Source organism: Phocaeicola intestinalis, from assembly GCF_014837065.1.
Taxonomy (GTDB): domain Bacteria; phylum Bacteroidota; class Bacteroidia; order Bacteroidales; family Bacteroidaceae; genus Phocaeicola; species Phocaeicola intestinalis.
Window position 1 is genome coordinate 1 of sequence record NZ_JACSPP010000123.1, and the last position, 1,915, is coordinate 1,915.

The 1,915-nt window shown below is 42.7% G+C and carries 1 protein-coding gene; it reads left to right on the forward strand.

Translation table 11 applies throughout. From position 1 onward, the window contains the following. The first annotated feature begins 585 nt into the window (after positions 1–585). Positions 586–1,785 (forward strand): cardiolipin synthase, encoded by a 1,200-nt coding sequence (cls, locus tag H9625_RS17285; RefSeq protein ID WP_225226492.1) that lies wholly within the window; start codon positions 586–588, stop codon positions 1,783–1,785. The last annotated feature ends 130 nt before the right edge of the window (positions 1,786–1,915 follow it).

Below are 1,915 nucleotides of genomic sequence, written 5' to 3' on the forward strand. Positions count from 1 at the left end.
ATGTATGGCACTGCATAATCTCAGAATTAAAATCAACCCTTGGAACTATCATAACTAATTTACATAAACTCTATTATTAATCTTACAAGCGGAAGATTATTAATCTTACACCAGACGAAGTCATCTGTCGTCTCTAAGAGCCTGTCGTTTAAAAATCCCAATAAAGCAAGATTCTACCAGATTAATTTAAAACAGACTCTAAACTGCCGCAAGCATACAAATCGTTTTATGAATGTCCTTTAGATTTGCCGATGCAGTCGTTTTAGGAGCAGATATTGGCTAAAGGATATTCATAAATCGTTTTTATTCTTGTGGCAGCCTTTTTATGCCACATGGTAGAGACAATACAAAATATTCAAGGAAAAGACACCCCTATATAACGTCACTGTTTCTTGTCCGATTCACACTATTTACGGTCGATACTTCACCTTTTAAGAAAAACGAAGTACAAAAAATCACACCCTATTGTTTTATTGGTTATTTTTGTCGCCCAAAAACTAAATGAAGATGAAAAGAGCCTGTTATTGTTTCCCATACCTCAATCTGTGGTTGCTGCTTACCTTTATAGCTGCCGGCACTTTGTATATGCAAGCTCAAAAATGGCTTCCATCCGATTCACTTTTCGCACATTACCTGCAAAACAAAGGATATAAAATTATCAACAACAACCAATTTACCCTTTTACCCAGTGGACGGGAAAAGTTTGACCATTTATTTGCCGAAATACGCAAAGCAAAACAACATATCCATTTAGAGTATTTCAATTTCCGGAATGATTCCATAGCCAATGCCCTATTCGACTTGCTTGCCCTAAAAACAAAAGAGGGAGTCGAGGTACGTGCCATGTTTGATGCTTTCGGAAATATGTCGAACAACCGGCCATTACGCAAACGCCATTTGAATGCATTGAGGGAAAAAGGTATCGATATCGTCACGTTTGACCCCATTACCTTCCCCTACTTCAACCATATCGCCAGCCGTGACCACCAAAAAATCGTGGTCATCGATGGCAAAACCGGTTATACCGGCGGAATGAACATTGCCGACTATTACATCAACGGACTACCTAAAATCGGAGCGTGGCGAGACATGCACCTCTGCATCAAAGGCCCTGCCGTAAACGAATTACAACATGCATTTGTAGACACATGGGAAAAAGAAACCGGACAAGAAATCAAAGGACAAACCTATTTCCCTTTCAATACCGACTCACTTAATGCCCCACCCCGACACGCCGGAGGACAAGTGGCAATCGTGCAACGCATCCCCAAGACTCATCCCGAAGCTATGCGGCACGCTTATATTGCCGCCATTGATGCCGCCCAATATAAGATACAACTCATCAATCCTTATTTTACCCCCACGATAAGTGTAAGACGTGCCATCGAACGGGCTTTGGAACGAGGAGTAAAAGTGGAAATTATGATTCCAGGTAAATCGGACATCTCATTTACCCCCGATGCCGGATTTTATTTTGCCAACAAGTTACGCAAGAAAGGTGCACGCATTTATATTTACAACGGAGGGTTTCACCATTCGAAAGTAATGATGGTAGACGACCGTTTCTGCACGATAGGAAGCACCAACCTGAACAGCCGGAGCCTGCGCTACGACTATGAAATCAATGCTTTCCTATTCGATCTTCCCATTACCGACCAATTGGTGCAAATTTTCAATCAGGACAAACGGAACAGTACAGTGATGACCAAAGATGTCTATAAAGACCGTACACCCTGGAAACGCTTCATAGGCTGGTTTGCCCATCTGTTTACACCGGTACTTTGAAATCCGGAATGCCAAGCAGGTTCCGGCAAATGCAAGAACAGCCTCGAAAAAGTACCCACCGTCAAGTTAGAAGTGCAACTCCGCCACCGCCTTCCTCCGTCCTTGGAGCGTAGCGGAAAGGGCGGAGGAA